Below are 24,236 nucleotides of genomic sequence, written 5' to 3'. Positions count from 1 at the left end.
GCCAGCGAGCGTGTCGAGACCATCCGTGGGCGCGCGTCGCAAGTTCCGTTGGTCGAGTAGAGAGCGCCAGCGAGCGTATCGAGACCATCGGTGGAAGCCCACCCACCGGCTGTCGGGAGCGGCTGGTAGACACGTCACCATGCCCGTCACGACACTCCGCGACCGCGCCGAGGAGCACCTGCGCGCCCTCGTCGGCCGACCCGACGCCACGCTCCGCGAGGACCAGTGGTCGGCGATCGCGGCGCTGGTGGAGGACAAGCGGCGCGCGCTCGTCGTGCAGAAGACCGGCTGGGGCAAGTCGGCGGTCTACTTCGTCGCCACGCTGCTGCTGCGCGAGCTGGGCTCCGGCCCGACGGTCATCGTCAGCCCGCTGCTGGCCCTGATGCGCAACCAGATCGCCGCCGCCGAGCGCGCCGGAATCCGCGCCGCGACCATCAACTCGACCAACATCGAGGACTGGTCCCGCATCGAGGAGACGATCCACTCGGGTGAGGTCGACGTCCTCCTGGTCAGCCCCGAGCGGCTCAACAACCCGGGCTTCCGCGACGCCGTGCTGCCGCGTCTCGCCGCCGAGTGCGGCCTGCTGGTCGTCGACGAGGCGCACTGCATCTCGGACTGGGGGCACGACTTCCGGCCCGACTACCGGCGCATCCGGACTCTGCTCGACGACCTCCCGGCCGGCATCCCCGTCCTCGCGACGACCGCCACCGCCAACGCGCGGGTCACCGCCGACGTCGCCGAGCAGCTGGGCGGCGACACGGTCCCCGACGAGCCGACGGACGAGGCGTCTCGAGGGGTCCTGGTGCTTCGGGGATCGCTCGACCGCGAGACGCTCCGGCTGGGCGTCGTACGACTGAAGACGGCGGAGCAACGACTCGCCTGGCTCGCCGACCACCTCGCCGAGCAGCCCGGGTCGGGCATCGTCTACTGCCTCACCGTCGCCGCGACCCAGGAGGTGGCCGACTTCCTGCGCTCGCGCGGGCTCGACGTCGCGGCCTACTCCGGCCGGACCGACACCGCCGAGCGGCAGGCGCTCGAGGACGACCTCGCCAACGGCCGGGTCAAGGCGCTGGTGGCGACCAGTGCGCTCGGGATGGGCTTCGACGCGCCGCTCGGCTTCGTCGTCAACCTGGGTGCGCCATCGTCGCCGGTGTCCTACTACCAGCAGATCGGCCGGGCCGGTCGCGGGATCACCGGCCCGGCCTCGGTCGTGCTCCTGCCGGGCATCGAGGACCGCGACATCTGGGCCTACTTCGCCTCCCTCGCCTTCCCGCGCGAGGAGCTGGTCCGCCGCACCCTCGAGACGTTGCAGGAGGCCGGGCGGCCGGTGAGCACCCAGGCGCTGGAGACCTACGTCGAGCTCAATCGCACTCGGCTCGAGACGATGCTCAAGGTGCTCGACGTCGACGGCGCCGTCCGCCGCGTGTCCGGTGGCTGGGAGGCGACCGGTCAGGAGTGGGTCTACGACACCGAGCGCTACGCCCGTGTGGCCGAGGCGCGCCAGCGCGAGCAGAAGGCGATGCTCGACTACCTCGACTCGTCGGAGTGCCGGATGCGCTACCTCCGCGAGCAGCTCGACGACCCGGAGGCTGCCGACTGCGGCCGCTGCGACAACTGCGGTGGGCTCTCGCTCGGCACCTCGGTGTCGGAGGAGTCCCTCGCCACCGCCGGCGAACGCCTCGCGCGTCCGGGCGTCATCATCGAGCCCAAGAAGATGTGGCCGACCGGCCTCGACCGGCTCGGGATCGCGCTCAAGGGGAAGATCGCCGGCGGACCGGAGGAGGGCCGGGCGATCGCCCGCCTCACCGACCTCGGTCACGGCCAGGCGCTGCGCAACCTCTTCCGCGCCGAGACGCCCGACGGCCCGGTGCCCGTCCCGCTGGTCAAGGCCCTGATCGAGGTGCTCGGCGAGTGGCGTCCCGGAGTGGATGCCATCGTCCACGTCGAGTCGTTCCGGCGTCCCACCCTGGTCGCCGACCTGGCCGCCGGACTCTCGCGCTACCTCCATGTCCCCGTCGCCGGCACCTACGCCATCGTCGATCCGAGCGTCGAGCCCGAACAGGGCGCCGTGAACTCCGCCCAGCGGGTCGCCGCCGTCGGCCGCCGCTTCTCGCTCAGTGTCGAGCTCCCTCCGCATGCTCGGGTGCTGCTGGTCGACGACCTGGTCGGCACCGGCTGGACGCTGACCCTGGCCGCCAAGGCACTGCGCGACGCCGGCGCGGGGTCGGTGCTACCCCTCGCGCTCGCCGTCTCCGGCTGAGGACGTCCTGCGGGGTGGTTGCTGGGGCGACCGCTTCGTCGGACGTTGTGCGCCGTCGGCTCAGGCGGCGGCGGTCCTGCGCCAGCCACCGGCGCGGAGTGCCTCCTCGATCTGGTCGAAGAAGTCGTCGGGACACACCCGAAGACCCAGGACGGGCAGCCGCAGGACGATGTCTCCGGCGATGGCGAGCGAGTTGTGCCGCAGCGAGTCCGCCACCAGGTTCTCCGCCCAGGCGTGCTGGATCCCGTCCACCTCCACGGCGACGCCCCAGGCCGCCCAGCGGAGGTCCAGGTAGTACGAGCCCGCGGGCGTCCGGCGCAGCGACTGCAGGTCCGGTTCCGGAAGGCCCCGTTCCCGGCAGCCCTTGAGCACGTCCAGCTCACCCAGTGAGCCGACGCCACCGGCCAGGTCGAGCAGCGTCTCGGCCAGCAGCCGCCGCCGCTTGTCCCGCCGGATTCTCAGGAGCTCGACGGTCAGCTCCTCGACGGTCGCGAGCCGCTGCTGCACGACCATGGTGAGCAACAGGCTCGCCTGGCGGTCAGAGACAGCCCACATCGCTGCGCGTACGCCGGCCACCGCGGTCCGTGCCCGAACCGGTCCGGGCCCTTCGTCGATGTCCTCCTCGCTCCAACGACGGGTCTCCCTGATGTCGATCGTCGTCCCGCGGTGCCGAATGCGTGCCCCGCGTGGAACAGACACCCGGATCTTCCGGACCGCGTAGTGTTCGAGCCCGGCGAGCAGGAGTGCGGCTTCCCCGTCGACGTAGCCACGCTCGCCGGCCTCCAGCACGGCGACCCAGCACCGGGCCTCGTGGGGCAGCTCGCCGGTGAACAGCGCGATCGAGTGCACGCCGATCCGGCGCCAGCGCTCGGCGGCGACCTGGGCTCGCACCTGGCCGCGGGTCAGGCCGACGGCGTACGCCTGGTCGAGTGTGACGACGCCGGCCTGCTTCGCTGCGACCGATCGCAGCTCGGCGATCCGGTCGGCACGTGGCTTCTTCGCTGTCACCGCGGAGGCGATCTCGGTCGATGGATCCGTCATGGAGCGACCTTGGCCGATCCGAGCCTTGTTGTCCGACCCGTCGGAGGCACCCTGTGGATGACCGCGTCACGAGAGCGGCCTGTGGACGCCATGTGGCTCGCGTCCGGCGAGACGTCCTGCGTTGTGGCTGCCAGGGCAACCACTTCGCAGGACGCCCGACCCAACGACCCCCGAAATGACCTGCGCCCCGGCTGCCGGAGCAGCCAGGGCGCAGGACGTTGGAGTTGAGCCGTCAGTGCATCATCGTCGGCTGCTGGGGGGCGTTGAGGCCCTCCTCCTTCTTGCGGGGAAGGAGTGCGACCGGGATGAGGGTGAGCACGAGGATCACCAGGGCGACGATGTAGCTCGTCTGGAACGCGTCCGCCATGTCCGAGAACACGGTGCCCTGGAACTTGTCGCCCAGCTTGGCCATCAGCTCAGCAGCGGCCGACGGCACCTGCTGGCCCTTGGCCTGCGCCTCCTGCGCGGCCTGGGCCGCGGAGATGGCGTCGGAGTTGTTGAGCTTGTTGGTGAGCACCACCGAGATGACGGCGACACCGGCCGAGCTCGCGATCTGCTGGATCACGTTGAGCAGCGTGGAGCCACGAGCGACCTCGTGTTCGGTGAGGGTGCGCAGCGCCGCGGTGAAGATCGGCATCATCGTGCCGCCCATGCCGAGGCCCATGACGAAGAGCCAGGCGCAGATGTGCCAGGTCGGGGTGTCCGGCGAGGTGCTGGACGCCAGACCGATCATGCCGACGATGATCCCGGCGAAGCCGAACGGAACGATCCGCCCGACCGGCATCTTGTCGGCCAGCGTCCCGGCGATCGGCATCACCAGCATGGCGCCGAGACCCTGGGGCGCGACCAGCAGGCCTGCCTTGAGCGTCGACTCGCCGCGGACCTGCTGGAAGTAGGTCGGCACCAGCAGCAGCGCACCGAAGAAGGCGCCGGCGAACAGGAACATCGTGATGACCGACACCGTGAACTGGCGGTCGTGGAACAGGCGCAGGTCCAGCAGCGGGTGCTTGGGCTTGAACGACCAGAGGACGAACGCGACGATCAGCGCCACGCCGAGGATGCCGGGGATGAGGACCTCGGCGTCCGCGACGGTGCCGGTGCTGGGGATCTTCGAGACGCCGTAGAGGAACAGCGCCAGGCCGGGCGACATGAGGAGCATGCCGACGAAGTCGAAGGACTCCGAGGGGTTGACGTTGTCCTTGGGCAGGGCGAAGAACCCGTAGACGATCGTCACGATGCCGAGCGGCAGGTTGATGAGGAACACCCAGTGCCACGAGGCGGCGTCGATCAGCCAGCCACCGAGGATCGGGCCGAGGATCGGGCCGAGCAGCATCGGAACGCCGAGGATGGCCATGAGCTTGCCCATCCGAGCGGGTCCGGCTGCGCGGGTCATGATCGTCATGCCGAGCGGCATCAACATGCCGCCGCCGAAGCCCTGCAGCACCCGGAAGGCGATCAGCGACTCGATGCTCCACGCGGTGGCACACAGGGCGGACCCGAGCGTGAACAGCGTGACGGCGCCGAGGAAGAGCTTCTTGGTGCCGAAGCGGTCCGCCGCCCAGCCGGTCACCGGGATGACGACCGCGAGAGCGAGGGTGTAGCCGGTGACGGTCCAGGCAACCGTCGAGTAGGCGATCTCCCGGCCGTTCTCGGCCAGCTCGGTCTGGAACGTGGGAAGGGCGACGTTGACGACGGTGATGTCGAGGATCGACATGATCATGCCGAGCACGACGACACCGGCGACGACGAAGATCTCCTTGGTGAGCTTGTCGTTCGCGCCTGCGGCAGGCGGGTCTTGGGTCAGGTCTGCGGTCACCGGGAAAGCGTAGGACCCGGCACCGACAGTCCCTAATCGGTTTTCGTGAACGTTCGGTTACCCCCGACGGCGCCCGCGGGCCGGGGAGGGAGGCCGTCGACTACGCGAGCGCGGACTCGATCGCCGCGACGATCCGCTCGTCCTCCGGCTCGACCTGCGGGGAGAAACGGGCCACGACGTCGCCCTGCGGCGAGACGAGGAACTTCTCGAAGTTCCACTGGATGTCGCCGTCGGTGCCCTTCTCGTCCGCCGCTTGGGTCAGCTCGGCGTAGATCTCGTGCCGGCCCTCCCCGTTGACGTCGATCTTCTCGGTCAGCGGGAAGGTGACGCCGTAGGTCGCGGAGCAGAACTCGGCGATCTCCTCCGGGGAGCCCGGCTCCTGCCCCATGAACTGGTTGCACGGGAAGCCCACGACCGCGAGCCCGTCGTACTTCTCGGCCAGGCGCTCCAGGCCGGCGTACTGCGGGGTGAGACCGCACTTGCTCGCCACGTTGACGAGGAGCGCGGGCCGCCCGCCGGTCAGCTCACCCAGCGTGGCCGGGGTGCCGTCGAGTCGACCGACGGAGGAGTCGAGGATGCTCATGCGCAGAGGGTACGCCGGGCTGTGCACTCGATCCCGGGGGTGTCGGTCTTGCGGGATACCGTCGCCCGCATGAGCTTCGTGCCCCTGACCGGACCGGCGGTGCTGACCGTCGCCGCCCGGCCGCGGGACGGCTCGATCACCTTCCGGGACGAGCGGCGCACGCTGGCACTCCCCATCGTCTCGGCCGTTCCGGTCCTGACCAAGGCGCTCGCGCGCGAGGCCACGCATCCGTCGGTCGGGCTGCTCGCCGCCTCCGCGCACTTCGCGCTGCGGCTGGTGGCGGCCGGGAAGTTCGAGCAGACGTCCCAGGGCTGGGCGCCGGTCGTCCTCGGAGACGACGTCCAGCGGCTGCGGCTGCTCGCCGAGTCGCGGGCCTATGACGGCGTGGACACCGAGAGCGCCGAGTCGCTGGTCTGGTCGATGGTGGCGGCCGTCGTCGACGCCATGCCGGCCGGGTCGATGCAGGGTGCGGCCCGGCGAGCGGCCGCGAGCGTCGCGCCGCGGCCCACGCACAAGATCGGCGACCGGCTCCGCGAGCGGCTCGAGCGCCACCTGACCCACGACGACCGGCCCGACGTCCCGGACCAGGTGTCGATCTCCCTGCGGGTCGAGGCCGACGAGGAGACCCTGACTGAAGGCGTCCTGCGTGTGGTGCTCCAGGTGCACGACCAGGACAACCCGCTCCACCTCGCCGATGCGGGGGCGCTGTGGCGCGACGACCCCCGCCAGCACGACTTCGGCCCGAGGACCCGCGCCCAGGTGGCGATGCGACTGGCGGAGGCCGCGAAGGCCTGGCCCCCGCTGCAGCGGATGCGTTTCCAGGCCACGCCGACCGAGATGGTGCTCGAGGGGGACGACATCGGCTCCCTCCTGGCTGAGGGCGTGGGCGCGCTGAAGGAGATCGGCGTCGACGTGATGTGGCCGCGCTCGCTGGGTCGCGAGCTGACCGCACGGACCGTCGTCGACGCCACTCCGCGGTCGAGCGGGACCCGCGAGGGCGCGCTCAACACCGGCCTCTTCGCCACCAAGGACCTCTTCAGCTTCACGTGGCAGCTCGCCATCGGCGACGACCCGCTCACCGACGACGAGATGGACCGGCTCGCGAGGTCGGCGGCACCCGTCCTCAAGCTGCGCGGCTCGTGGACGATCGTCGACCCGCGGGTCGCGAAGAAGGCACGCAAGCGACTGCTCCGGCAGGCGACCCCCGCCGAGGCGCTGAGCGCTGCTCTGACCGGCGCCGTCGAGATCGACGCGACGCAGCCCGGCCCGAGCGACGTCGTCGTCGGCGCCACCCTCGCCAAGCTCCGCGACCGGGTCGCCGAGGCCGGCCACGGCGACCTCGTGCCGCTGCCGGCCGGACTCGAGGCGACCCTGCGCGGCTACCAGCACCGTGGACTGACCTGGCTCGCCGACCTCACGGCGCTCGGCCTGGGCGGCTGCCTCGCCGACGACATGGGACTCGGCAAGACGATCACCCTCATCGCCCTCCACCTCCACCGGATCGCGGGCGGAGCGACCGGACCCACCCTCGTCGTCTGTCCCACCAGCCTGATGGGCAACTGGGAGGCGGAGATCGCCCGCTTCGCGCCGGGCGTCAGGGTCCGCCGCCACCACGGCAGCGCGCGCGACCTCGACGGTCTCCACAAGCTCGACCAGCGCGGCGGCGGCATCGTCCTGACGACCTACGGCACGATGCGGCGCGACGCCCGGCTCCTCGCGCAGGTCCCGTGGGACCTCGTCGTCGCCGACGAGGCGCAGCACCTGAAGAACCCCGCCAGCTCCACCGCCCGCCAGATCCGGACGATCCCGAGCCAGGCGCGGGTCGCGCTGACCGGCACCCCGGTGGAGAACGATCTGAGCGAGCTGTGGGCGATCCTCGACTGGACAGTCCCCGGCCTGCTCGGCAGCCGCAAGGCGTTCCGGAAGGCGTGGGCCGCGCCGATCGAGGCGGGCATCGCGGTGACGACGAGGCAGTTCGCCGACCTGGTCGCCCCGTTCCTGCTGAGGCGGCGCAAGACCGACCCGGGGATCGCGCCGGAGCTGCCGGCCAAGACCGAGACCGACCACCTGCTCTCGCTGACTCGGGAGCAGACGGTGCTCTACGAGACCTACGTCCGCGACACCATGGAGCGGATCGAGCGGCTGCCGGGCGACGACCCGGCCCGGCGCGGGCTGATCCTGATGATGCTCACCGGGCTGAAGCAGATCTGCAACCACCCGGCCCAGTTCCTCAAGCAGAACCAGGGCCGCATCGCCGGCCGGTCGCAGAAGGTCGACCTGCTCGACGAGGTCGTCGAGACCGCGACGAGCGAGGGCGGCGCGGTGCTCGTCTTCACGCAGTACGTCGCCCTGGCGCGGCTCCTCGAGGAGCACTGGTCGGCCACCGGGGTCTCGCACCAGTTCCTCCACGGTGGGACGCCGGTGAGGGACCGTGAGCGGATGGTGGCGGCGTTCCAGGCGGGGGAGGTGCCGGTCTTCCTGCTCAGCCTCAAGGCCGGCGGGACGGGGCTCAACCTGACCCGCGCCGACCACGTGGTCCACGTCGACCGCTGGTGGAACCCCGCCGTCGAGGACCAGGCCACCGACCGGGCCCACCGGATCGGTCAGACCAAGGCGGTCCAGGTGCACCGGCTGGTCATGCGAGGCACGCTCGAGGAGCGGATCGCGCTGCTGCTCGAGCACAAGCGTTCGCTCGCCGAGGCGGTGCTGGGTCGCGGGGAGACCGCCCTCACCGAGCTCTCCGACGCCGAGCTGCGCGACCTGGTCACCCTGCGTCGACCGGCCACCTGACCTCTCGCAGAGCGACACCGCCGTGGAGCGGCCCGGGAGGTCAGGTGCGCGGTGAGCCGAGCGCGCGCAGTGCCATCGCGGTCAGCACCGACCGCATCTCCTCGTCCGGCAGCAGGCCGCTGTGCGGCGTGGAGTTGATCAGCCCGAAGGCCGCGTGCGCCATCGCCCGCGCGGCCTCCACCGTGAGGGACGGGGTGATCAGCCGGAGCTGGTCGGCCCACACGTCGACGTACGCACGCTGGAGGGCACGGACCTGCTCGCGCGAGGCGGCCGGGAGCGAGGACCAGTCCCGGTCCTGGACGACGATGAGCGCGCGGTGCCGCAGGGCGAAGTCGACGTGCCAGTCGACGAGGGAGACGAGCGCCTCGGCCGGGCCGCCCGACGCGGCGGCTACGCGGGCCTGCCCCTCCTCGAGCAGCCGCTCGGAGATCGAGACCAGCATGTCGGCGAGCAGCGCCTCCTTCGACGGGAAGTGCTTGTAGAGCGCCGGCCCGCTGATCCCGCACGCTGCGCCCAGCTCGGTCACCGAGACCCCGTGGAAGCCGCGCTGCGCGAACAGGTCGGCGGCCGTGTCCAGCAGCTGCTGGCGACGGGTCTGCGTCTCGGTCACGGGAGCAGGTTAACGGTCGTTCACCGGGTGGGCCGGCGATGACCACCGCTTGCCCCAGCCGGTTAACGATCGTTAACCTGACCGTCGTGACCACCCTGCGCGAGCTCAGCGACGAGCTCCGGGAGCGCCTCGCGACCGTCCGGTCGGGCGGCAGCGAGAGCGCCCGGAAGAAGCACACCGACCGCGGCAAGCTCCTGCCCCGCGAGCGGGTCGACCGGCTGCTCGACCCGGGCAGCCCGTTCCTCGAGCTGAGCCCGCTGGCGGCGTACGGCATGTATGGCACGAGCGTCCCCAGCGCCGGCATCATCACGGGCATCGGCCGGATCGCGGGCCGTGAGTGCGTCGTGGTGGCCAACGACGCGACCGTCAAGGGCGGCACCTACTACCCGATGACGGTCAAGAAGCACCTGCGCGCCCAGCAGGTCGCCGCCGACAACCACCTGCCCTGCGTCTACCTCGTCGACAGCGGCGGCGCGTTCCTGCCGATGCAGGACGAGGTCTTCCCCGACCGCGAGCACTTCGGCCGGATCTTCTTCAACCAGGCGAACCTGTCTGCACGGGGCATCCCGCAGATCGCCAGCGTGATGGGCAGCTGCACGGCCGGCGGCGCCTATGTCCCGGCGATGTCGGACGAGACGGTCATCGTCAAGGACCAGGGCACGATCTTCCTCGGCGGCCCGCCGCTGGTGAAGGCCGCGACCGGTGAGGTCGTCAGCGCCGAGGACCTCGGCGGTGGCCTGGTGCACGCCACCAAGTCGGGCGTCGTCGACCACCTGGCCAGCGACGACGCCGACGCGCTCCGCATCGTGCGGGGGATCGTCGACACGCTGCCGCGCGGCGGCTCGGTCAACTCGACCGCAGGTGCGGGCGAGCGCTGGATCACCCCGATCGAGCCCGAGGAGCCGCTCGAGGACCCGCACGGCCTCTACGACGTCGTGCCGACCGACTCCCGCACGCCCTACGACGTCCGCGAGGTCATCCGCCGCGTCGTCGACGGGAGCCGCTTCCAGGAGTTCAAGCAGCTGTACGCCGACACGCTGGTCTGCGGGTTCGCGCACGTCTACGGCTACCCGGTCGGGATCGTCGCCAACAACGGCATCCTCTTCAGCGAGTCGGCCCTCAAGGGTGCCCACTTCATCGAGCTGTGCAACCAGCGCGGGATCCCGCTGGTCTTCCTGCAGAACATCAGCGGCTTCATGGTCGGGCGCGAGTACGAGAACGGCGGCATCGCCAAGGACGGCGCCAAGCTCGTCACGGCCGTCGCATGCAGCGTGGTCCCGAAGTTCACCGTCGTCATCGGCGGCTCGTTCGGCGCGGGGAACTACGGCATGTGCGGCCGGGCCTACGACCCGCGGTTCCTGTGGATGTGGCCCAACGCCCGGATCTCGGTGATGGGCGGTGAGCAGGCCGCCTCGGTGCTCGCCACGGTCGCCGGGCGCCCCGACGACGACGCGTTCAAGACCCCGATCCGCGAGCAGTACGAGACCCAGGGCAACGCCTACTACGCGACCGCCCGGCTCTGGGACGACGGCCTCATCGACCCGCTCGACACCCGTCGGGTGCTCGGCATGGGGCTCGCGGCGGCGGCCAACGCGCCTGTGCCCGCCCCCCACTACGGCATCTTCAGGATGTGAGCGCGATGTCCTCCATCGGTCCCATCGAGTCCGTCCTTGTCGCCAACCGCGGTGAGATCGCGCGGCGCGTGTTCCGCTCCTGCCGCGACCTCGGCCTGCGCACGGTCGCCGTCCACACCGACGCAGACGCCCGGACCCCGCACGTCCGTGACGCCGATGTCGCGATCCGTGTCGACTCCTACCTCGACGCCGCCCAGGTGCTCGCCGCGGCGCGCGAGGCCGGCGCGGATGCCATCCATCCCGGCTACGGATTCCTCTCCGAGAACGCCGCTTTCGCCCGGGCCGTGCGCGACGCCGGCCTGGTCTGGGTCGGTCCGCCCCCGGAGGCGATGGAGGCCATGGCCCGCAAGGACCACGCCCGTGAGATCGCGGTCGCGGCCGGCGTACCCGTCGTGCCGCGCGGCGAGGACGCCGGCTTTCCCGTCCTCGTCAAGGCCGCCGCCGGCGGCGGCGGCAAGGGCATGCGGGTCGTGCGCAGCGCCGCGGAGCTGGACGAGGCCAAGGCGGCCGCCGCCCGCGAGGCGGCGAGCGCGTTCGGCGACGACACCCTGCTCATCGAGAAGTACGTGGAGCGGGGCCGTCACATCGAGGTGCAGGTCTTCGGTGATTCCCACGGTCGCGTCATCCACCTCGGCACCCGCGACTGCAGCGCCCAGCGGCGGCACCAGAAGGTCGTCGAGGAGGCGCCCGCCCCGACGCTGACCGACCACCAGCGCGCGCTGGTCCAGGACTCCGCCGTCGCGCTGGCCGCGCAGGTCGGCTACACCAACGCGGGCACCGTGGAGTTCCTCCTCGACGAAGCGACCGGCGAGCCCTACTTCCTGGAGATGAACACGCGTCTCCAGGTCGAGCACCCCGTCACCGAGGAGGTCACCGGTCTCGACCTGGTCGAGCTCCAGCTGCGCGTCGCCGCCGGGGAGCCGCTCGGGATCGCCCAGGACGACGTCGCGACGACCGGACACGCGATCGAGGTCAGGATCTACGCCGAGGACCCGTACGCCGGCTTCCTGCCGCAGGCCGGAACGGCGAGGCTTGTCCGCTGGCCCGCCGGCGTCCGGGCCGACCACGCGCTCGAGAGCGGCCAGGTCGTCAGCACGGCTTACGACCCCATGCTCGGCAAGGTGGTCGTCCACGCCGCCGACCGAGAGGCGGCGCGGCTCGCTCTCGTCGACGCGCTCGACGAGACGGCGATCCTCGGCGTCACCACCAACACGGGGTTCCTGCGGCAGCTCGTCGCGGGCGACGAGTTCCGCGACGCGACCATCGACACCGCCTGGCTCGACCGGCACGAGCCGGCCCGGCCCTCCGCCGACGTCGCGCGCACCTGTGTCGCGTGGGTGAGCGCGATGCTCGCCGCGATGCGCGGGACCGGCCACCCGTTCCAGTCCGACGGCTGGCGCGCGGGCGCCGACCCGGTCGCCACGGTCGTCGACCTCGACCGGCCGGTCCGGGTCGACCGGCGGCTGGGCACCGTCGACGGCGTCCCGGTGCGCCAGCACTCCGCGGAGAGCCACGTCCTCGACCTCTCCGTCGCCGGCGTGCGCCACCGCGCCGTCGTCAACGTGCAGCCGCACCGCGCCGAGGCCGTCCACCACGGCCAGTGGTTCGACCTCACCCCGCCCGACCCGGCGGCCGGTCATGAGGTGGCCGGCGACGGCACGATCACCAGTCCGATGCCCGGCACGGTGCTGGACGTCCGCGTCGGCGAGGGAGAGGCTGTCGAGGAGGGTCAGGTGCTCGGCGTCGTGGAGGCGATGAAGATGGAGCTCGCGCTCAGGGCGCCGTACGCCGGCACGGTGACCCGTGTCGCCGCCGCGGTCGGCGGTCAGGTGGCCCTCGGCGCGCTGCTGTTCGAGGTGACGGCCCATGAGTGAGCCCGCCATCTCCGCGCTCCCGATGCAGGTCCGCGAGCCCGGCCTCCCGGCGAAGGTGACGATCTACGAGGTCGGCCCGCGCGACGGTCTGCAGAACGAGAAGGGCATCGTCGACACGACCGTGAAGGCGGAGTTCGTCCGACGCCTGCTGGACGCCGGCCTGCCGATCGTCGAGGCGACCAGCTTCGTGCACCCCAGGTGGGTGCCCCAGCTCGCCGACGCCGCCGACCTGATGACCGAGCTGATGACCGACCTGGGCGAGCTCGGCCGGGCGCTGCCCGTCCTCGTCCCCAACGAGCGCGGCCTCGAGCGCGCGCTCGAGCTGGGCCTGCGCCACGTCGCCATCTTCGGCAGCGCCACCGAGACGTTCGCGCGCAAGAACCTCAACCGCTCCCTCGACGCGCAGTTCGCGATGTTCGAGCCGGTCGTCTCCCGCGCCCGCGACGCCGGGCTCGACGTCCGCGCCTATGTCAGCATGTGCTTCGGCGACCCGTGGGAGGGCGCCGTGCCGATCGAGCAGGTGGTGAGCGTCGGCAAGCGGCTGCTCGACCTCGGGGCCAGCCAGCTGAGCCTCGGCGACACCATCGGGGTCGGGACCGCCGGTCACGTCACCGCCCTGGTGGATGCGTTCACGGCCGCCGGCGTCGGAACCGAGCGGCTCGCCCTGCACTTCCACGACACCTACGGGCAGGCGCTGGCCAACGCCTACGCCGGCCTGCGCGCCGGCGTCACCACGTTCGACGCCAGCGCGGGCGGCCTCGGCGGCTGCCCCTACGCCAAGAGCGCGACGGGCAACCTCGCCACCGAGGACCTCGTCTGGTTCCTCGAGGGCCTCGGCATCGAGCACGGGGTCGACCTCGGGAAGGTCGTCGCGACGAGCGTCTGGATGGCGGGCGAGCTGGGTCGCCCGAGCCCGAGTGCCGTCGTACGCGCCCTGGCGGGGTGAGCAGCGGCACATCCGCGCCCGTTACGCGGCGCCCCTGACCGGGCACACTCGAGCCATGGGTGCGAAGGTCTTTCTCCACGTCGGGGCGCCCAAGACGGGCACCACCTATCTCCAGGACCGGCTCTTCCTCAACAGGTCGAGCCTGGCCAAGCACGGGATCAAGTACCCGACCGGCCTGCGTGAGGACCACTTCCTGGCCGCCTTGGACCTCACCGGGATCAAGTGGCCGGGGTTCGCGGAGAAGGCCGAGGGCGAGTGGGACGGGCTCGTACGGCGGGCCAAGCTGGCCACCGGCACCGTGGTGCTCAGCCACGAGGTGCTCGCCGTCGCAAAGCCGTCGCGCATCCGCAAGGCGGCGTCCGACCTGGGGGGCCTCGACAACAGCACCGAGCTGCACGTCGTCTTCACCGCCCGCGACATCACCCGCCAGCTCACCGCCGACTGGCAGGAGGGGCTGAAGATGTATGGCACCAAGTCCTTCCGCCGCTACCTGCGCGAGGTCAAGGAGGGCGACCCCCGCACGAGCAAGGTGTGGTTCTGGCGCGCCCAGCACATTCCGCGGGTGCTGAGCAACTGGGGCGCGATCGTCCCGCCGGAGCGGATCCACCTCGTCGTGCTGCCGCGCTCGGGCGGCGACGTCTGGGAGATGTTCAGCCAGGTCATCGGCGCCGACCCGACGTGGGCCCCGCGCGAGAGCGACCGGCGCAACTCCTCGATCGGCGCGGGCGAGGCGACCCTGCTTCGCCAGCTCAACCAGCGGCTCAAGGCGGCCGGACTGGAGCGGGCGACCCACCGTCGCCTGGTCCTCGACGCGATCGTCTACGACACCATCTCCGAGCGCGAGAGCGAGCCGATCATGTTCCCGCCCGCCTCCCACGAGTGGGCGCGGGACGTGGCGCAGGAGTGGACCGACTGGGTCGCCGCCTCCGGCATCGACGTCATCGGCGACCCCGCCGACCTCCTGCCCGGGCCGCCGACCGACGCCGAGTGGCGCAACCCGGACCGGCCCGGCCCCAAGGCGGTTCGCGACGCCGCGCTCGACGCCCTCGTCGGCATCACCCTCGAGGCCGCCAACCGGCCCGACCCCGAGGCGAGCCTGCGGCGCCGGGCGGCGCGGGCGGCGCGTCGGCTGGCCAAGCGACCCGGTCGCTGAGGCTCAGCGGCGGAGACGCAGTCTCCGCATCGCGCTCTCCCGCAGCCGGCGGTAGGCCACGACACCGGACTCGCCGGAGTAGATGTCGCGGCGCAGCCCCTCCTCGACCTCGACGAGCCGGCGGTCGATGAACTTCGTCAGGTAGAGCACCAGGCCGAGCCCGTGCTCGCCGACGTAGGACCGGAGCTCGGCGTCGCGGACGAGGGCGTCGTACTTCTCGTGGTCGCGGCCGGCCGAGATGACGCTGTTGCCGTCGATGCCCGTCGCGGCCGGACGCTGGTGCCAGAAGGCGAGCGGCTCGTCGCCGAGGTAGTCCAGCGACCACCTGGCCAGGATCTTGAGGTTGAACGACCAGTCGCCGACGACGGAGAGCGCCTCGTCGTAGGGGCCGATCTCGTCGTGCAGCTCCTTGCGGTAGAGGAAGCCGATCGGGACGAACCGGTTGAACAGCAGCGTGTCGCCGAGCAGCGGGTCGTGCAGGTGGCCCTGGAACATCTCGCGGCCGGTCTCGACGTAACCGCCGGCCGCTGACCCCTCCTCCCACACGATCTCGATCTTGGACACGACGCCCGGTGCGAGCGGGTGCTCGTCGAGGTAGGCCGCCGCCCGCTCGAGGAAGGTCGGCGCCCAGCTGTCGTCGTCGTCGTGGAGCACGAGGTACGCCGCCCCCGACTCCGTCGCGGCGCGCACGCCCGCGTTGGCGCTCGGCCAGCGGCCGAGCGACTGCGGGTGGTCGAGGATGGTCACCCGGGCCCGGTCGGCCTCGAGCAGGTCGTCGACGACACCCGCCACGGCGTCCGGATCACCACCGTCGTTGACCACGAAGGCCTGCCAGTCGGCGTACGTCTGCGACGTGATGCTGCGCAGGGCGCGGGCCAGGAAGTGAGGGCGGTCCTTGGTCCTGACCACGATGCCGACGGTTGCCACGGGCCGATCCTAAGGGGCCCCCGCGGTGGCCCCTACGATGTCCCCATGGCCCGCCGCGTCCTCCTGCACATCGGAACGCCGAAGACCGCGACGACCTATCTGCAGGACATCCTCTTCCGCAACCGCGACGTGCTCGCGAAGCACGGTGTGCACTACCCGGTGGCCAGCTTCGACGACCACTTCCGCGCGGCGCTCGACCTGACCCGCCGCGAGTGGGGCGGGTTCGAGGACGAGGTGGTCGGCGATTGGGACGCGCTCGCCGCCCAGGCCCGCTCGCTGGACGGCACCGTCATCATCAGCAACGAGATCCTGGCCGGTGCGACGGCGGAGCAGGCGGCTCGCGCGCGCGCCAGCTTCGGCGACGCCGAGGTCCACCTCGTGCTCACCCTGCGGGACCTCGCCCGGCAGATCCCCGCGGAGTGGCAGGAGACGGTGAAGCACTACAACACCGAGTCCTACGCCGACTTCCTGCGCGTCATCAAGGCCCGGGACGGGCGTAGCGCCGACCTGTTCTGGCGCGTCCAGCACGTGCCCGACATCCTCGAGCGTTGGGCCGCCGACCTGCCTCCCGAGCGTGTCCACCTGGTCACGGCTCCGCCGGCGGGCGCGGCGCCCGACGTCATGCTCCGTCGGCTCGAGGAGGCGACCGGGATCGACAGCATCCCGCTCGCCTACGAGAGCAACCGCACCAACACCGGGCTCGGTGTCGCCGAGACCGCGCTGATCCGCCTGGTCAACGAGCGGGTCGACCGCACGCTGCCCGACATCAAGTACCGCTTCCTCGTCCGCGAGGTGCTGGCGCACCGCCAGCTCGCCGAGCGCACCAGCCGCACCGGCTCCCCGCGCCTCGCCCTGGCGCCGGACTACCGGCCGTGGGTCGAGCAGCTCGCCGACGAGTGGATCGGCAAGCTCGGCGCCGCCGGCTACTCGGTCGTCGGCGACCTCGAGGACCTGCGCCCCACCCCCGAGAAGCGCGAGTACGTCGACCCCGACCACGCCGACCCCCGTGACGTGCTCGGGGCCGCCGTGGAGTCGATCCTGGCGCTGGTCCACGAGGGGTCACGGCTGATCGTCGTCGAGGAGGAGCTCCGCGAGGAGGTCCACCGGCTCCGCGCCGAGCTCGACGAGCAGCGCGGCATCCCGCTGGGCCGCCGGGTGCGCGAGAAGGCGGTCGACCGGCTCAGCGGCTCGCCGACCGGCCAGAAGGCGCTCGGCGCCTACCGACGCGCTCGCGGCAGGAGCTCGCGGGAGGCGTAGCGCCCGATCCTGTAGGTGTCCCACCCGTCGACGCTCGCGCCCACCACGCCGCCGACGATCGGCACCTTGCGGCCGACCGTCGTGACGAGGCGCTTGCCGGCGACGCGGGTCAGCAGCTCGGAGGTCACCTCCGCCGCGACGATCCGGTCGAGGTCCGGGTCGTGCACCGGAGCCGTGGCGATCGCCATCGGCGGGGCCGGCAGCTTGTGCTTCTTGACCTGCTTGTTGACCTTCTCCTCGCCGAGGAGGGTCACCAGGATGGCGTCCCGGACGCGGGGGTCGTCGAGGTCGTAGCCCCGCAGGTGCGCGATCCCCGCGACCATGCGGCACTCGATCAGCGCCAGGCCGGTGACGTTCGCAGGCAGCGTGACCGCGGTCGTGACGAGTCCGCCGATGTTGGTCGCGAATCCGTTCACCGACGCATACCTGACGTGGTTCTCGATCACCTCGCGGACGGCCTTCTTGAGGTCGCCGTGCTGCTCCTCGAGCTGCTTGTCCGCCGCCGCCGCGGCACCGGGAAGTGGCCCGACGCCGGTGATCGCGCGCTGCAGCGCACCCTGCACCACGCCGGCGGAGACGCCCGGGGCGAGCTCGACGAGCTTGGGTCCCAGCGTCGACCCGACGGTGGTCACGATCTTCTTCGTAGTGCCGGCCATGCCCCGAGCCTAGGAGGCCGGTGGTTCTCGCCCGGTCGGCACAGGCGCACCCGCCTTCCAGGAGGCGGCATCAGCCCGGCCGCTCGCGTACGCTTCCCGCTCCGGCCCGCGCGTTCTGGCCGTGAACCCCGCCCGCCCCGTTGGCGTGCCCGACCGGAAGAACCCCTCGTGAGTGTGAGCCCTGCCAGCCGCGCCCCCGTCGTCGACGAGCGCCGGGCGACCATCATCCTCGTCGCGATGGCCGTCTCGACGTTCCTCTTCGTGCTCGTCGAGGGCCTGCCCGGCGGTCTGCTCACCCTCATGGCACCCGACCTGGGGCGCACCACCTCGGAGATCGGGCTGCTCGTCACGGTCTACGCCCTCGTGGTGTTGGTCGCCAGCGTGCCGCTGGCGCACGCGGTGAAGCACGTCCCGCGGCGCTGGGCGCTCTCCGCCACGGTGGGCGTCGCGGCCCTCGCCACGCTGTGGACCGGCCTGGCCGACGACTACACGACGGTGATGGTGGCCCGACTCGTCACCGCGCTCGCGCAGGCGGTGTTCTGGGTGGCGGTCATCCCGGCCACCACCGGTCTGTTCCCGCCCCGCGTGCGAGGGCGCGTGATGGCGCGCCTGGCGATCGGCAACTCGCTCGCACCCGTGCTCGGCATCCCGGCGGGCACCTGGCTCGGTGAGCAGGTCAGCTGGCGGGCGGCGTTCTGGGCGGCGGCCGGGCTGTCGGTCGTCATCTTCGTCATCGTCATCGTGCTCTTCCCGACGGTCGCCCCGTCCGAGGGCGGTGCGTCACGGGCGCCCTTCCCCAGCGCCCGGCGACTGGCCTTCCAGCTGGTCGCGACCGCGCTCGTCGTGACCGGAGCGTTCGGCCTGATCACGTTCGGCACCCAGCTCCTCCAGGACGTAGCCGGCTTCCGGCAGCAGGACATGCCCTGGCTGCTGGCCGTGCAGGGGATCGCCGGCGTGGTGGGCGCCGTGGTCGTCGGGGCGTTCCTCGACCGCCACGCCTGGGGCTCCCTCGTCACGGCGATGACGGTCGTCGCCGTCGCGCTCGCGGTGCTCTGGCTGATCGGGGGCCATCCCGTCCCGGCCGTGGTGGCGCTCGCGCTGTTCGGGTTCGGCTTCTCGGCGGTGCCTCCCATCCTGGGGCACCGCGTCATGCTGGTCACACCGGGGTCCACGGACATGGGGATGGCGCTCTACTCGTCCACCTTCAACGTCGGCATCGCCGGCGGCTCCGGGCTCGGCGCCGGCCTGACCGCGACCGTCGGGGTCCGGGCCGTGCCGCTCGTGTCCGCCGCCCTCGTCGTGCTCGCGATCGTCTGCCTGCTCGCGGAGCGGCAGTTCAACCCGCCGCTCCCCGTCATCTCGCACGAGCCCGAGAGCGTCGACGACGGTGCGACGGGCGCTGCGAGCGCCGCAGACCGGTGAGCGCCGCGGACATCCTGCCTACCTTGGTGGTGTGAACCCCGACCGGCCCGGCGAGCGCGCACCGATCGAGCCGCCGCCGACCCCGTGGCTCTTCGCCGATCCGGACGACGACCGCTACGGCGACCTCGTCGGCATGGGCGCCGACCTCGAGCCGGGCACCCTCCTGGCGGCGTACCGCCGCGGGCTCTTCCCCATGCCGGGCGACGAGCGCGGCGACCCGCTGCTGTGGTTCTCGCCGGTTCAGCGCGGGGTCCTGCCGCTGGACGGGCTGAAGGTGTCGAAGTCGCTGCGTCGCTCGGTGCGCGACTTCGAGATCCGGGTCGACTCGGCCTTCGACGAGGTCGTGGCCGCCTGCGCCGATCCCTCCCGGCCGCAGGGGTGGATCGACGAGGACATCAGGACGGCGTACGCCGACCTGCACCGGCTCGGCTGGGCGCACTCGGTCGAGGCCTGGCGCGACGGGCGGCTCGCGGGCGGGCTCTACGGCGTCGCGATCGGCGGCCTCTTCGCCGGTGAGTCCATGTTCCACCGCGAGACCGATGCCTCGAAGGTCGCCCTCGTCGGCCTCGTCTCGCTGCTGCGCGACGAGCACGCGGGCGACCGGCTGCTCGACGTGCAGTGGTCGACGCCCCACCTCGCCTCGCTCGGGGTCGTCGATCTCGACCGGTCAGACTACCTGCGCCGGCTCCGGACCGCTCTCTCCGCCCCGCTCCCCGACGCCTTCATCTGACTCGGCCCTCGCAGGCCGGTCAGACGACGTGCGGGGGCTGGCCGTTCTCGCTGACCATCGGGCGACCGGCGTCGGCCCAGTCGAGCATCCCGCCGTCGAGGTTGACGACCTCGCGACCGTGCGCGGCGAGCCACATCGTCGCCTGCGCCGAGCGGCCGCCGATCTTGCACACGACCAGCGTCTGGCCGTCGGGGACGTCGCCGAGGCGGGCGGGGAGCTCGCTGAGCGGGATGTGGACGGCACCCTCGATGTGGCCGTGGACCCACTCGATGTCCTCCCGGACGTCGAGGACGGTGAGCCCGTCGGGGAGCGGGTCGGGAACGTGGTCGATGGTGACGGTGGGAACGCTCACCCACCCATTGCAACACGCCCAGGGGGCGTGCGCATCGACCGGCCGGTCACTTGAGCAGCCTGGACATCCGTCGGTCGGCGAGCGGCTTGCCGCCGGTCTGGCAGGTGGGGCAGTACTGCAGGCTCGAGTCGGCGAAGCTCACCTCGCGGACGGTGTCGCCGCACACCGGGCAGGGCAGCCCGGCGCGCCCGTGCACCGCCAGGTGCGACTTCTTCTCGCCCTTCAGCTCGCTCGCCGCCAACCCGCGGCTGCGCTCGACCGCGTCGGTCAGCGTCGTGCGGATCGCGGCGTAGAGCACGGCGAGCTCGTCGTCGGTCAGGTCGGCGGGCTTGAAGGGCGACATCTTGGCGGCGTGCAGGATCTCGTCCGAGTAGGCGTTGCCGATGCCGGCGATGGTGCCCTGGTGACGCAGCACGCCCTTGATCTGCTTCTTCCCCTGCTCGGCGAGGATCGCGCGCAGCCGCTCCGGGGTGAAGTCATCGGTCAGCGGGTCGGGCCCGAGGCTGGCGATCCCGGGTACGTCGGCGGGGTCGTTGACGACGTAGATCGCGAGCGACTTCTTCGTGCCCGCCTCGGTGATGTCGAGGCCGGTCTCGTCATCGAGCACGATGCGGGCCGCCAGCGTCGACTTGTTGCTCGGCCGCGGCGGCACGGGCGGCACCTCGTCGCGCCACCGGACCCACCCCGCGCGGGCGAGGTGCAGGACGAGGTGGACGCCTGACGCCTCGAGGTCGAGGAACTTGCCGTGTCGGCGTACGTCGTCCACGAGCGTGCCCTCGAGGGCCGACAGGGGCGGATCGTAGGTCTTCAGCGCGCTGAACTGGACGAGGTGGATCTTGGTGATGGCGCGGTCCTGCAGCCGGCCCCTCAGGTCCAGGGCCAGCGCCTCGACCTCGGGCAGCTCAGGCACCCGGCCAGTCTAGGGATCGCACGGTCGATGCAGTCCGATAGCGGAGTCTCGGGGAACCGCTAGAGAGAGGGATACGACCGCATCGACGACCCGGATCTGCGACCCGCTAGCGAAATCTAAGGTTCTGGGTAGAAACATGGATACGGTCCGATCATGGACCCGATCCGCAACCCCTACGCGCCCGGAGCCGGCCAGCGACCGCCCGAGCTCGCCGGCCGCGACGAGCAGCTCCGCGCCTTCGACGTCGTGCTCGAGCGGGTGGCCAAGGGCCGCCCCGAGCGCAGTCTGGTGCTCACCGGGCTGCGCGGTGTCGGCAAGACGGTGCTGCTGAACATGCTGCGCAGCGCCGCGGTCCGCAAGGGATGGGGGACGGGCAAGCTCGAGGCCAGGCCGGACCAGTCGCTGCGCCGCCCCCTGGCCAGCGCTCTCCACCAGGCCGTTCGCGAGCTCGGCCACCCGGAGCAGGACCAGGTCGAGCACGCCCTGGGCGTGATCCGCGGCTTCGTGCAGCGCGACGCGGGCCCGCAGGCCAGGCTGCGCGAGCAGTGGTCTCCCGGCATCGACGCGCCGGTCGTCCGGGGCCGCGCCGACTCCGGGGACATCGAGATCGACCTGGTGGAGCTGCTCAGCGACATCGGAGGGCTCGCGGCGGACGTCGGCAAGGGCGTCGGCGTCTTCATCGACGAGATGCAGGACCTCGGCCCCGACGACGTGTCGGCGCTGTGCGCCTCGTGTCACGAGATCAGCCAGTCCGGCCTGCCGCTCATCGTCGTCGGCGCGGGCCTGCCGCATCTCCCGGCCGTCCTGTCGGCGAGCAAGTCCTACTCCGAGCGGCTGTTCTCCTACCAGCGCATCGACCGGCTCACCCGGGACGCCGCCGACCGCGCGCTGCAGGCGCCCGCGGGGGAGGAGGACGCCGAGTTCGACGACGAGGCGCTCGAGGCGATGTACGCCGCCACGGGCGGGTATCCCTACTTCATCCAGGCCTACGGCAAGGCGGTGTGGGACCACGCCCCGCGCACGCCGATCACCGCCGCCGACGTCGAGCTGGCCGCTCCCGAGGCCGAGCGCGAGCTCGCCGTCGGCTTCTTCGGCTCCCGTTACGACCGCGCGACGCCGGCCGAGCGCGACTACCTGCGCGCGATGGCCGACGCCGCGACCGATCTCGGCGCTGACGCCGACGCGGTCGGCTCGGTGGCCACCGCCGACGTCGCCGCCGTGCTGGGCAAGAAGCCACAGTCGCTGTCGCCCGCGCGCGACGCGCTGTTGAAGAAGGGGCTCATCTACTCCGGCGAGCGGGGCCGGATCGCCTTCACCGTGCCGCACTTCGGGAGGTACCTGCGCCGGCAGGCATGAGGGCGCGAGTGGAACCGCTTCCACGCAATTGTCGCGGTAAGCGGAGCGAATCCGAGCGCAACCCTTGACCGGCGGTGTGATCGCCGCCATAGTTCCTGCCCAAGAAGCGTGGAAGCGCTTCCACCACGACGGGGCAAGGAGTCCACGATGTTCAACTGGTCACTCGAGGCCGGACGGCGGGCCCTCCGCCGTGGCCTCGCTCTCAGCGCGACAGCGGTACTGCTCACCGGCCTGGCGGCCTGCGGCAACAGTGACGACGAGGCCGGCAGCGGCGGCTCGGCCAAGCTCGGCGAGGGCGACGCGCTCACCATCACCACGTTCGGCGAGTACGGCTACGACAAGCTCATCGACGAGTGGAACGCGGGCGACCACGACTTCGACGTCAAGCAGCGCAAGATCGGCGACTGGGACGACTGGAAGCCGGAGCTGACCACCAAGCTCCAGGCCGGCAGCGGGCTGCCGGACGTCGTCGCCATCGAGGGTGACCTGATGCCGGCGATCCTGCAGGCCTCCGACAGCTTCGTCGACCTCAGCGACTCCTCGCTGGACGGCCGCTGGCTCGACTTCAAGGCCGAGGGCGGGACCACGAAGGACGGCAAGATGATCGGCTACGCGACCGACTCCGGTCCCGAGGCCGTCTGCTATCGCAAGGACCTCTTCGCCAAGGCCGGCCTCCCGAGCGACCGCGACTCGGTCGCGAAGATGCTCACCACCTGGGACGACTACTTCGCCACCGGCGACAAGTTCCACAAGGCGCTGCCCAAGACGGCCTGGTACGACGCCTCCGGCGCCATCGCCCAGGCGATGCTCAACCAGGTCGAGTTCCCCTTCGAGACCGCCGACGACGAGATCAAGGCCGACAACCCCGACGTCCAGCGGATCTGGAAGGCCGTCACCCAGGACCACCTCGACCTCTCCACCAAGAACAAGCTCTGGAAGGCCGACTGGACGGCGTCCTTCAAGGACGACGGCTTCGCCACGATCATGTGCCCCGGTTGGATGCGGGCCAACATCGAGCAGAACGCCGGCGGGACGGGCACGTGGGACGTCGCCGACGTCTTCCCGGGCGGCGGCGGCAACTGGGGCGGCTCCTACCTCGCCGTCCCGAAGCAGTCCAAGCACCAGGACCAGGCCAAGGAGTTCGCGGCCTGGATCACCGCTCCCGAGCAGACCGCGCGGATCTTCACCGAGGTGGGCAACTTTCCGAGCCAGGTGAAGGCGCTCGACGACCCGGCGGTGGTCAACTTCAAGGCCAAGCTCTTCGGCGACGCGCCGTACGGCCAGATCATGTCCGACCGCGCCAAGGCGATCACGGTCCAGCCGCACAAGGGTCCGCACTACCAGGACATCTCCTCGGAGTTCCAGGCCGCCATCGAGCGGGTGGACGAGGGCTCGGCCTCACCGGCGGAGTCGTGGAAGCAGTTCCTCGACACCGTCAACGCCCTGTGACCTGACCGCCTCCCAGATCACATGACCGAGCCCATCACCCTCCCCGTGGGGGACGCCGCGCACGCGTCCCTCACGGGGGGTTCCCCTGACCGGGGCCGTACGCCGACCCGGACCCGCTCCTGGAGCGAGCGGCGTTCGCGGTGGGACGTGAGGGTCTCGCCCTACCTCTACGTCTCGCCGTTCTTCGTCCTGTTCGCGGTGATCGGCCTGTTCCCGCTGGGCTACACCGCCTACCTGTCCCTCTACGACTGGCAGCCGCTGGCCTCCCACAAGGGCGCGTTCTTGGGCCTGGAGAACTACTCCAAGGTGCTGGGCGACCCGGTCTTCACCAAGGCCCTGGTCAACACCATCAGCATCTTCCTGCTCTCCTCGGTCCCGCAGGTGATCATCGCCGTGGTGATCGCGGCCCTGCTCGACAACCGGCTGCGGGGCAGCACCCTGTGGCGGATGTCGGTGCTGCTGCCCTTCGT

Annotated in this window: 20 protein-coding genes; 12 read left to right on the top strand and 8 right to left on the bottom strand. The window is 71.6% G+C overall.

Going from position 1 to position 24,236, the window contains the following annotated elements:
• The first annotated feature begins 139 nt into the window (after window positions 1-139).
• A complete protein-coding gene (locus BM236_RS18035; protein ID WP_091126604.1) occupies window positions 140-2,260 on the top strand; it encodes a RecQ family ATP-dependent DNA helicase in 2,121 nt (706 codons plus the stop codon).
• 60 nt (window positions 2,261-2,320) lie between these two features.
• On the opposite strand, the gene BM236_RS18030 is transcribed toward BM236_RS18035, so the two are convergent.
• The 3 genes from BM236_RS18030 to BM236_RS18020 form a co-directional block, all read right to left on the bottom strand.
• Window positions 2,321-3,301 (bottom strand): DUF559 domain-containing protein, encoded by a 981-nt coding sequence (locus tag BM236_RS18030; RefSeq protein ID WP_091126603.1) that lies wholly within the window; start codon window positions 3,299-3,301, stop codon window positions 2,321-2,323.
• A gap of 232 nt (window positions 3,302-3,533) precedes the next feature.
• Window positions 3,534-5,117 (bottom strand): DHA2 family efflux MFS transporter permease subunit, encoded by a 1,584-nt coding sequence (locus BM236_RS18025; protein ID WP_217645406.1) that lies wholly within the window; start codon window positions 5,115-5,117, stop codon window positions 3,534-3,536.
• 100 nt (window positions 5,118-5,217) lie between these two features.
• Complete coding sequence (locus tag BM236_RS18020; RefSeq protein WP_091126601.1) at window positions 5,218-5,700, bottom strand: glutathione peroxidase; 483 nt, start codon at window positions 5,698-5,700, stop codon at window positions 5,218-5,220.
• 69 nt (window positions 5,701-5,769) lie between these two features.
• On the opposite strand from BM236_RS18020, the gene BM236_RS18015 reads away from it, so the two are divergent.
• A complete protein-coding gene (locus BM236_RS18015; protein ID WP_091126599.1) occupies window positions 5,770-8,490 on the top strand; it encodes a DEAD/DEAH box helicase in 2,721 nt (906 codons plus the stop codon).
• Between the two features lie 40 nt (window positions 8,491-8,530).
• Here BM236_RS18015 and BM236_RS18010 read toward each other — a convergent pair whose 3' ends face one another.
• The gene (locus BM236_RS18010) at window positions 8,531-9,100 is read right to left on the bottom strand and encodes an SACE_7040 family transcriptional regulator (RefSeq protein ID WP_091126597.1); all 570 of its coding nucleotides are present in this window, start codon (window positions 9,098-9,100) and stop codon (window positions 8,531-8,533) included.
• Window positions 9,101-9,138: 38 nt separating this feature from the next.
• On the opposite strand from BM236_RS18010, the gene BM236_RS18005 reads away from it, so the two are divergent.
• Genes BM236_RS18005 through BM236_RS17990 form a run of 4 tightly spaced genes read left to right on the top strand, consistent with a single transcriptional unit; the run spans window position 9,139 to window position 14,707 of the window.
• Complete coding sequence (locus tag BM236_RS18005; protein WP_091126595.1) at window positions 9,139-10,734, top strand: carboxyl transferase domain-containing protein; 1,596 nt, start codon at window positions 9,139-9,141, stop codon at window positions 10,732-10,734.
• Window positions 10,735-10,739: 5 nt separating this feature from the next.
• Complete coding sequence (locus BM236_RS18000; RefSeq protein ID WP_091126594.1) at window positions 10,740-12,608, top strand: acetyl/propionyl/methylcrotonyl-CoA carboxylase subunit alpha; 1,869 nt, start codon at window positions 10,740-10,742, stop codon at window positions 12,606-12,608.
• Window positions 12,601-13,554 (top strand): hydroxymethylglutaryl-CoA lyase, encoded by a 954-nt coding sequence (locus BM236_RS17995; protein WP_091126592.1) that lies wholly within the window; start codon window positions 12,601-12,603, stop codon window positions 13,552-13,554. The genes BM236_RS18000 and BM236_RS17995 overlap by 8 nt, the downstream gene beginning before the upstream one ends.
• Before the next feature lie 55 nt (window positions 13,555-13,609).
• The gene (locus BM236_RS17990; RefSeq protein ID WP_139230163.1) at window positions 13,610-14,707 is read left to right on the top strand and encodes a hypothetical protein; all 1,098 of its coding nucleotides are present in this window, start codon (window positions 13,610-13,612) and stop codon (window positions 14,705-14,707) included.
• A gap of 3 nt (window positions 14,708-14,710) precedes the next feature.
• Here the strand turns inward: BM236_RS17990 and BM236_RS17985 are convergent, their stop codons facing one another.
• On the bottom strand, window positions 14,711-15,634 hold the full coding sequence (locus tag BM236_RS17985; RefSeq protein ID WP_091126588.1) for a glycosyltransferase family 2 protein: 924 nt from the start codon (window positions 15,632-15,634) through the stop codon (window positions 14,711-14,713).
• A gap of 45 nt (window positions 15,635-15,679) precedes the next feature.
• Between BM236_RS17985 and BM236_RS17980 the strand changes: the two genes are divergently transcribed.
• Window positions 15,680-16,891: a hypothetical protein gene (locus tag BM236_RS17980; protein ID WP_091126586.1), complete on the top strand. Its 1,212-nt coding sequence runs from the start codon at window positions 15,680-15,682 to the stop codon at window positions 16,889-16,891.
• Here the strand turns inward: BM236_RS17980 and BM236_RS17975 are convergent.
• Window positions 16,852-17,547, bottom strand: coding sequence for an EcsC family protein (locus tag BM236_RS17975; protein WP_091126585.1), 696 nt, complete (start codon window positions 17,545-17,547; stop codon window positions 16,852-16,854). The two genes, BM236_RS17980 and BM236_RS17975, sit on opposite strands and share 40 nt — an antisense overlap.
• 168 nt (window positions 17,548-17,715) lie before the next feature.
• On the opposite strand from BM236_RS17975, the gene BM236_RS17970 reads away from it, so the two are divergent.
• Both BM236_RS17970 and aat read left to right on the top strand, forming a co-directional pair.
• Window positions 17,716-18,969 (top strand): MFS transporter, encoded by a 1,254-nt coding sequence (locus tag BM236_RS17970; RefSeq protein ID WP_217645405.1) that lies wholly within the window; start codon window positions 17,716-17,718, stop codon window positions 18,967-18,969.
• Between the two features lie 31 nt (window positions 18,970-19,000).
• On the top strand, window positions 19,001-19,699 hold the full coding sequence (aat, locus tag BM236_RS17965) for a leucyl/phenylalanyl-tRNA--protein transferase (RefSeq protein WP_425434218.1): 699 nt from the start codon (window positions 19,001-19,003) through the stop codon (window positions 19,697-19,699).
• 19 nt (window positions 19,700-19,718) lie between these two features.
• Here the strand turns inward: aat and BM236_RS17960 are convergent, their stop codons facing one another.
• Complete coding sequence (locus BM236_RS17960) at window positions 19,719-20,051, bottom strand: rhodanese-like domain-containing protein (protein ID WP_091126583.1); 333 nt, start codon at window positions 20,049-20,051, stop codon at window positions 19,719-19,721.
• A gap of 46 nt (window positions 20,052-20,097) precedes the next feature.
• On the bottom strand, window positions 20,098-20,961 hold the full coding sequence (locus BM236_RS17955; protein WP_091126582.1) for an Fpg/Nei family DNA glycosylase: 864 nt from the start codon (window positions 20,959-20,961) through the stop codon (window positions 20,098-20,100).
• Between the two features lie 153 nt (window positions 20,962-21,114).
• On the opposite strand from BM236_RS17955, the gene BM236_RS17950 reads away from it, so the two are divergent.
• The 3 genes from BM236_RS17950 to BM236_RS17940 form a co-directional block, all read left to right on the top strand.
• Window positions 21,115-22,317, top strand: coding sequence for an ATP-binding protein (locus BM236_RS17950; RefSeq protein ID WP_091126580.1), 1,203 nt, complete (start codon window positions 21,115-21,117; stop codon window positions 22,315-22,317).
• A 147-nt stretch (window positions 22,318-22,464) separates the two neighbouring features.
• A complete protein-coding gene (locus BM236_RS17945; protein ID WP_091126579.1) occupies window positions 22,465-23,766 on the top strand; it encodes an ABC transporter substrate-binding protein in 1,302 nt (433 codons plus the stop codon).
• Between the two features lie 21 nt (window positions 23,767-23,787).
• Window positions 23,788-24,236, top strand: a 449-nt coding sequence (locus tag BM236_RS17940; protein ID WP_139230162.1) for a carbohydrate ABC transporter permease, incomplete at its 3' end; no start/stop codon positions are given.

The sequence above is a fragment of the Nocardioides terrae genome (assembly GCF_900112345.1).
Taxonomy (GTDB): domain Bacteria; phylum Actinomycetota; class Actinomycetes; order Propionibacteriales; family Nocardioidaceae; genus Nocardioides; species Nocardioides terrae.
The sequence above is the reverse complement of the archived record's forward strand: the minus strand, read 5'-3'. Positions and strand labels throughout refer to the sequence as shown.

Bases quoted from the DNA above. Each gene is read 5' to 3' on its own strand.
- BM236_RS17995 (WP_091126592.1), top strand. From the start codon at position 12,601: ATGAGTGAGCCCGCCATCTCCGCGCTCCCGATGCAGGTCCGCGAGCCC.
- BM236_RS18035 (WP_091126604.1), top strand. From the start codon at position 140: ATGCCCGTCACGACACTCCGCGACCGCGCCGAGGAGCACCTGCGCGCC.
- BM236_RS17990 (WP_139230163.1), top strand. From the start codon at position 13,610: ATGGGTGCGAAGGTCTTTCTCCACGTCGGGGCGCCCAAGACGGGCACC.
- BM236_RS17945 (WP_091126579.1), top strand. From the start codon at position 22,465: ATGTTCAACTGGTCACTCGAGGCCGGACGGCGGGCCCTCCGCCGTGGC.
- BM236_RS18015 (WP_091126599.1), top strand. From the start codon at position 5,770: ATGAGCTTCGTGCCCCTGACCGGACCGGCGGTGCTGACCGTCGCCGCC.
- BM236_RS17975 (WP_091126585.1), bottom strand. From the start codon at position 17,547: ATGGCCGGCACTACGAAGAAGATCGTGACCACCGTCGGGTCGACGCTG.
- BM236_RS18005 (WP_091126595.1), top strand. From the start codon at position 9,139: ATGACCACCGCTTGCCCCAGCCGGTTAACGATCGTTAACCTGACCGTC.
- BM236_RS18020 (WP_091126601.1), bottom strand. From the start codon at position 5,700: ATGAGCATCCTCGACTCCTCCGTCGGTCGACTCGACGGCACCCCGGCC.
- BM236_RS18000 (WP_091126594.1), top strand. From the start codon at position 10,740: ATGTCCTCCATCGGTCCCATCGAGTCCGTCCTTGTCGCCAACCGCGGT.
- BM236_RS17980 (WP_091126586.1), top strand. From the start codon at position 15,680: ATGGCCCGCCGCGTCCTCCTGCACATCGGAACGCCGAAGACCGCGACG.
- BM236_RS18030 (WP_091126603.1), bottom strand. From the start codon at position 3,301: ATGACGGATCCATCGACCGAGATCGCCTCCGCGGTGACAGCGAAGAAG.
- BM236_RS17950 (WP_091126580.1), top strand. From the start codon at position 21,115: ATGGACCCGATCCGCAACCCCTACGCGCCCGGAGCCGGCCAGCGACCG.